At 67.4% G+C, this 6,000-nt stretch carries 5 protein-coding genes; 2 read left to right on the forward strand and 3 right to left on the reverse strand.

Features of this window, described 5'->3' with window-relative positions:
* The first annotated feature begins 49 nt into the window (after positions 1-49).
* Positions 50-766 (forward strand): tRNA (guanine(46)-N(7))-methyltransferase TrmB, encoded by a 717-nt coding sequence (gene trmB, locus NN5_RS01580; RefSeq protein WP_067732292.1) that lies wholly within the window; start codon positions 50-52, stop codon positions 764-766.
* A gap of 235 nt (positions 767-1,001) precedes the next feature.
* Here the strand turns inward: trmB and NN5_RS27125 are convergent, their stop codons facing one another.
* From NN5_RS27125 to NN5_RS01590, 3 genes are read right to left on the reverse strand one after another with little or no spacing between them, the layout of a single operon-like run.
* Positions 1,002-1,130: a hypothetical protein gene (locus NN5_RS27125; protein WP_281190390.1), complete on the reverse strand. Its 129-nt coding sequence runs from the start codon at positions 1,128-1,130 to the stop codon at positions 1,002-1,004.
* 53 nt (positions 1,131-1,183) lie between these two features.
* Positions 1,184-2,179: an agmatine deiminase family protein gene (locus NN5_RS01585; protein ID WP_084384662.1), complete on the reverse strand. Its 996-nt coding sequence runs from the start codon at positions 2,177-2,179 to the stop codon at positions 1,184-1,186.
* Positions 2,176-3,816, reverse strand: a complete 1,641-nt coding sequence (locus NN5_RS01590; protein ID WP_084384663.1) for a M28 family metallopeptidase — start codon at positions 3,814-3,816, stop codon at positions 2,176-2,178. Before NN5_RS01590 ends, NN5_RS01585 begins: the two co-directional genes overlap by 4 nt.
* 209 nt (positions 3,817-4,025) lie before the next feature.
* Between NN5_RS01590 and NN5_RS01595 the strand changes: the two genes are divergently transcribed.
* Positions 4,026-6,000, forward strand: a 1,975-nt coding sequence (locus tag NN5_RS01595) for a [protein-PII] uridylyltransferase family protein (RefSeq protein ID WP_067732295.1), incomplete at its 3' end; no start/stop codon positions are given.

Genomic DNA, 6,000 nt, shown 5'->3' on the forward strand with positions numbered 1-6,000 from the left:
ATCTGCGCTCCATTGACCCGGAGCCGCAGGCCTGCCAGTGGCGCGCGCCATGACGGCATACAAATCCGGCGATCCCACGACTCTCAACCGCCTCTATGGCCGCGCCAAGGGCAAGCCGCTGCGCGCCGGGCAGCAGGGGCTCGTGGACAATCTCCTGCCGCGCATCGCGGTGCCTGCCGAAGGCCCGGTCACGGCTGAGCGGCTGTTCGGCCGTGACTGCCCGATGCATTTCGAGATCGGTTTCGGCGGCGGCGAGCACATGGCGCAGCGCGCGGATATGCTGCCCGACCACGGCTTCATCGGGGCCGAACCATTCATCAACGGCGTGGCGCAGGCGCTGCTCCATGTCAGCGGCGATAATGGCGCGCATCCGCCGATCGGCAATGTGCGCATTCACCACGGCGATGCTCTGGAGGTGCTTTCGCGCATTCCGGACGGCGCACTGTCGTTCCTTTACCTGCTCCATCCCGACCCCTGGCCCAAGGCGCGCCATGCCAAGCGGCGGATGATGAACGACGGCCCGGTCGACATGTTCGCGGCCAAGCTCAGGCCCGGCGGCGAGTTCCGCTTCGGCACCGACCATGCTGTTTACGTGCGCCACGCGCTGATGGTGATGCAGCGCCATACCCATCAGTTCGAGTGGCTTTGCGAAAAGCCGGCTGATTTCCAGAACCGCCCCGGCGGCTGGCCGGAAACCCGCTACGAGGCCAAGGCCCGCAAGGTCTATGGCCACGAAGTCTGGTACTTCCGCTATCGCCGCAAATAGGCGAGCGGCGCAGTAACTTCGCTAAGCTTGCCGACACCGGCGCCGTGCGAGTCTGCAAGAAAGCATAATTTTACAAGGAGTTGGACGATGCGAAACTTCGCTTCGCCCGGCTGCGAAAATCGGACTGTTCAAAGAGCGCGGGCAAACCGGTGCCGCGCGCAGTGTGACAGGTTCCGCAAGTGTAGGAAAATGGCGGGCCGGGATACGGCAATGGCTGCCCGGCCGCGCCGCCGGATCAGAACGGCAGCGGAGCCTTGGCGAGAATCAGCGCCATGGCGCAGCCGGTGACGATCAGCGCGCGCAGCCATTCGAGGCGCTGCAGACGCGGCGCACGATGAGCGGCAAGGGCAACGATTCGAGCCATGCCTGTGTGAATGCGCCGCGATCCCTTGCCAAAGGGTTAAACGGCGCGATTCCTCAGGTGCGCGCGGGCATCTGCTGGCTGGAGCAGTGGAACGAGCCGCCGCCGGCCAGCACCGCGTCGGCAAGGATGCCCACGGTCTCGCGATCGGGGAACAGCTCGGCGATGGCGGCCACGCCGTCCGCATCGTGCGCGGTGCCATATGTGGGCACCACCACCAGCTTCGAGGTGATCGCGAAGTTCATGTAGCTGGCCGGTTCGATCCGGCCGTCCGTTTCCACCCGTCCGGGGGAGGGGACTTCGCGCACCGTGACGCCCATGGCCTCGGCGCGCGCCTTGGCATCGGCATAGATCGCGGCATTGGGATCGTCCGCCCCGGTGGCGCGCGGCAGGGCCATTACACCCGGCGCCACGAAACGGGCGAGATTGTCGACGTGGCCGTCGGTGTGGTCGTTGATGAGGCCATCGCCCAGCCACAGCACCCGGGTATAGCCGAGGTCGCGCGCCAGCCGCATTTCGAGGTCGGCGCGGGTCAGGTGCGGGTTGCGGTTGGGGTTGAGCAGGCACTGCTCGGTGGTGGCGACAAGGCCGGTGCCGTCGCCGTCGAGCGCGCCGCCTTCGAGCACCCAGTCCGCCGTTTCGACCGGCAGCCCGGCGCTTTCGGCCAGTTCGGCGCCGATCTCCTGATCGCCGTCCATCAGGTACTTGCCGCCCCAGCCGTTGAAGCCGAAGCGCATGGCCTTCATCCGGGCCTTGCGGTTGCCGCTCTCGTCCATGACCACCAGCGGCCCGGTATCGCGCAGCCAGACGTCGCCATAGCGGCGCATTTCCAGCTTTACCTTTTCCGATACCAGCGATGCCGCCCGCGCGCGGTTGGCCTCGTCGCGCACGATCAGGCGGACTTCCTGACCGGACTCGGCAACCGCGCTGGCAAACTGCGCCATCTGCACCTGGGCGGCTTCCAGGAAGCCCGGCCATTCGACCGGGTCATGCGGGAAGCCGATCCAGATCCAGTCCTGCGCGTGCCATTCGGGCGGCAGGGTATAGGTCACTTGTGGCAGCCTCCTGTTGCCGCGGCGCAGGCCTTGTCGCGGATCGCGCGGAATTCGTCGCCCTCGTTCCAGTCCGGCCAGAAGTCCGAATCGGCGAGCGAGCGGCCGAGCGCGTAGTAGAGGTCCGCGTCCTCGACAATCCCGTCCCAGTTCCAGTCGTCCGAATATTCGTCGCTGGGGGCGTGGTAGTGCTTGGCGGTATATTCCTCGCCGATTTTCTCACCGGCTTCCTTGCCGCCCTCGAACAAGTCCGAACTGCGGCCCACGTCGAACATCGGGACGCCGCGCTTGGCCATCGAGAAGTGGTCGGAGCGGTAGTAGCCGCCACGCTCGCTATGGCCTTCGGGCACTTCGCTCAGCCCTTCGTCGGCCAGCGTATCGCGGAAGATCGAGGTGAGGTCGGACTTGTCGCCGCCAGTCATCGAATAGGAGCGCGAACGCGGCGCGGGCAGCAGCGCGTCCATGTTCACCCCGCCCACGGTGTGGTCGAGCGGATAGATCGGGTTGGCGGCATAGTATTCGGAGCCGAGCAGGCCCGATTCCTCCAGCGTTACCGCCAGGAACACTTCGCTGCGGTCGGCCGGGCCCGCTTCGGCATTGGCCTTGGCAATGGCGGTCAGGGCCGCGACGCCGGTGGCATTGTCGACCGCGCCGTTGCAGATGTCGTCACCGGTTGCATCGGGCGTGCAGTGGCCGAGGTGATCCCAGTGCGCCGAATAGAGCACATATTCGTCGGGACGGACCTTGCCGGGCAGAATGCCGACGACGTTGTGCGAGGTCGACCGGCGGATCGCATTGTCGAAGCCGAAGCTGACCTTGAGGCCCAGCGGCACCGGCTTGAAGCCCTTCTGCTTCGCCGCAGCGGACAGCGCGGCGAGGTCCTTGCCGGCGGCCTTCAGGATCGCTTCGGCAACGGGCTTCTGCACCCAGCCGTTGGCCTGGGTCTGGTCCATGCCGTCATTGGGTTTCTGCACGTAGTACTGCGCGCCGGTCCAGCTCGAATTGACGACGTTCCAGCCATAGGCGGCGGGGAAAGTGTCGTGCACGATCAGCGCGGCAGTGGCGCCCTGGCGCGCGGCTTCCTCGAACTTGTAGGTCCAGCGGCCGTAATAGGTCATCCGGCGGCCCTTGAAGAGGCCCTGTTCGGTCTCGTTGGCATAGTCGGGATCGTTGACGAGGATGACCGCGGTCTTCCCGTGCATGTCGATCCCGGCATAGTCGTTCCAGCCCAGTTCGGGCGCGTCGATGCCGTAGCCGACGAAGACCAGTTCGCTGTCCTTCACCTGCGTCTTGGGCGTGACCCGGTAGCTGGCGGCCACGTACTGGTCGCCGAAGTGGAACGAGAGCGGCGTCTTGGCCCCCTTCACGGTCAGCGGCGTGTAATCGCTGCCGGTGATCTCGACCGTGGGCACCGTCTGCAGCCACTCGCCGTGATTGCCCGGCTGGAGGCCTGCCGCCTTGAACTGCGAGACGATGTAGTCGAGCACTTTGGGTTCGACCGCCGTGCTCGGCGCGCGGCCTTCGAAATCGTCGGCCGAGAGGCGCTTGGTGATCTGCTTCATCAGATCGACCGAGATATCCGGCGTCTTTGCCGCAGCGGCCTGCTCGGGCGGCGGCAGTGCCGTGCCCTTGGGCATTTTCGGGCCTTCATAGGTGGACGTGCAGGCGCCCAGGGCCAGGACGGCAAGAACAAGCGCGGGATGTTTCAAGAGAGCGACCTCTGTCTGGAGTGGGGGGAGGCGCACAGGTGCCAGACGATTCGGCGATATACAAGCCGGGCCTGATATACAGGCCAGCCTGCCTGCTTCCCCTTGCTCCGGCTCCGCGCAGCGGGCAGGAGTGGGCCATGAGTGCCGACTGGACCGGAGCAATCGACCGCGCGCGTGCCTGCGCGCCTTACCTTGCCAATGCGATGGGGCGCCTGCCGGATCTGGTGGAGCTTCTGGCTGCCGGGAAGGGCGATGCCGCGCTCGCCTGGGCCCGCGCGGCCGGGGCGGGGGCGCCCGATACCGGCGCGGCGCTGCGGCGCGAGAAGGCAGCGCTTTCGCTGGCCCTCGCGATCGGCGATCTGGCCGGGGCCTTTCCCCTGCTCAAAGTGACCGGCGAACTGTCCGCCTTTGCCGACCGTTCGCTCGATGCCGCGATTGCCGAAGGTATCCGCCGCCGCGCGCCCGGCAGCGAACCGGCGGGCTTCCTGGCGCTGGCGCTCGGCAAGCACGGGGCGGGCGAGCTGAATTACAGCTCGGACATCGATCCGATCCTGCTGTTCGATCCCGACCTGCTCCCCCGCCGCGAACGCGACGAGCCGGGCGAGGCGGCGCAGCGGGTGGCGCGCGTGGTGGTGGAGACGCTCTCCAATGTTACCGCCGAGGGGTACGTCTTCCGCGTCGACTTGCGGTTGCGGCCGGCTTCGGAAGTGAGCCCGCTGGCGATTTCGATCGACGCGGCGCTGACGCATTACGAATCTTCCGCGCTCGCCTGGGAGCGGGCGGCTTTCATCCGCGCGCGGGCCTGTGCCGGGGATGTTGCGGCGGGCGAGGCGTTTCTGGCCGCGATCCGGCCTTTCGTGTGGCGCAAGAGCCTCGACTTCGGCGCGATTGCCGAGATCGGGCGGCTGACCGCGCAGATCCGCGCCAGCGCGCGCGGCACGCCCGAGGTCGGGCCGGGCTTCGACCTCAAGAAAGGGCGCGGTGGCATTCGCGAGATCGAATTCTACGCCCAGACCCATCAGCTCATCCACGGGGGGCGCAATCCGGCGCTGCGCCTGCGCGGGACGCGCGCGACGCTCGACGCGCTGGCGCAGGCCGGGCTGGTTCCGGTAGAGGAAGCACGTCTGCTCGGCGAATGCTACGACCGGCTGCGCACGGTCGAGCACCGGCTGCAGATGGTCCACGACCAGCAGACCCAGAGCCTGCCGATGAAGCCGGAAGCGCTTGATGCCGTGGCCCGGCTCGACGGGCTGCCGGACGGGCAGGCGCTGCTCACCGAGCTGGCCGCGATAACCGAGGCGGTCGGCGAGCGCTACGATGCGCTGATCATGGCCAATACGCCCACCGCGCCCGGTGCGGCGGTGCCGATGCCCGATCAGGCCACGCTGGTCGAAGACCTCGAAGGGCTCGGCTTTGCCGATCCGCAAGCGGTGGCGCAGCGGATCGAGGGCTGGCAGTCGGGCCGGATGCGCGCGCTGCGATCGGATGCCGCGCGCCATGCTTTCGAGGCGATCCGGCGCGATCTGCTGGCTGCGCTGGCCGCCGCGCCGGAACCCGAACGCGCGCTGTCGCGCTGGGAGCAATTGCTCAACAACCTGCCGAGTGCGATCAACCTGTTTCGCCTGCTCGAAGCGCGTCCCGGCCTGCTGGACCTCTTGGCGCGCATCCTCAGCTTGGCGCCGCCGCTGGCCGATGCGCTGGCGCGGCGCGCGGACCTGCTCGATCCGCTGATCGATGCCAGTGCCTTCGACCTGCCGGGCACCACCGATGAACTGATCGCGCTGTTCGCGCGCTTCGAGCCGGGCGACGACTATGAGCGCAAGCTCGATTCGGTGCGCCGCAAGGTGGGCGAGCTGCGCTTCAAACTGGGTGTCCAGTTGATCGAGGGCGCCAACGATCCGCTCGACATCGGCCATGCCCTCGCCCGCGTCGCCGAAGCCGCGCTGGTGGTGCTGACCGATGCGACAGCGCAGGAATTCCGCGACGCGCACGGCGTGATTCCCGGCAGCGAAATGCTGGTCCTGGGGCTCGGCCGGATGGGCGGCGGGGTGCTGACACACGCATCCGATCTCGATCTGATCTATCTCTTTACCGGAAACTTTCAGGCCGAAT

Source organism: Novosphingobium naphthalenivorans NBRC 102051 (assembly GCF_001590985.1).
In the GTDB taxonomy this organism is placed as follows: domain Bacteria; phylum Pseudomonadota; class Alphaproteobacteria; order Sphingomonadales; family Sphingomonadaceae; genus Novosphingobium; species Novosphingobium naphthalenivorans.

What these genes read in the sequence shown, in the direction of transcription:
- NN5_RS01590 (WP_084384663.1), bottom strand. Translation starts at nt 3,816, where the DNA reads ATGCCCAAGGGCACGGCACTGCCGCCGCCCGAGCAGGCCGCTGCGGCA.
- trmB (WP_067732292.1), top strand. Translation starts at nt 50, where the DNA reads ATGACGGCATACAAATCCGGCGATCCCACGACTCTCAACCGCCTCTAT.
- NN5_RS27125 (WP_281190390.1), bottom strand. Translation starts at nt 1,130, where the DNA reads ATGGCTCGAATCGTTGCCCTTGCCGCTCATCGTGCGCCGCGTCTGCAG.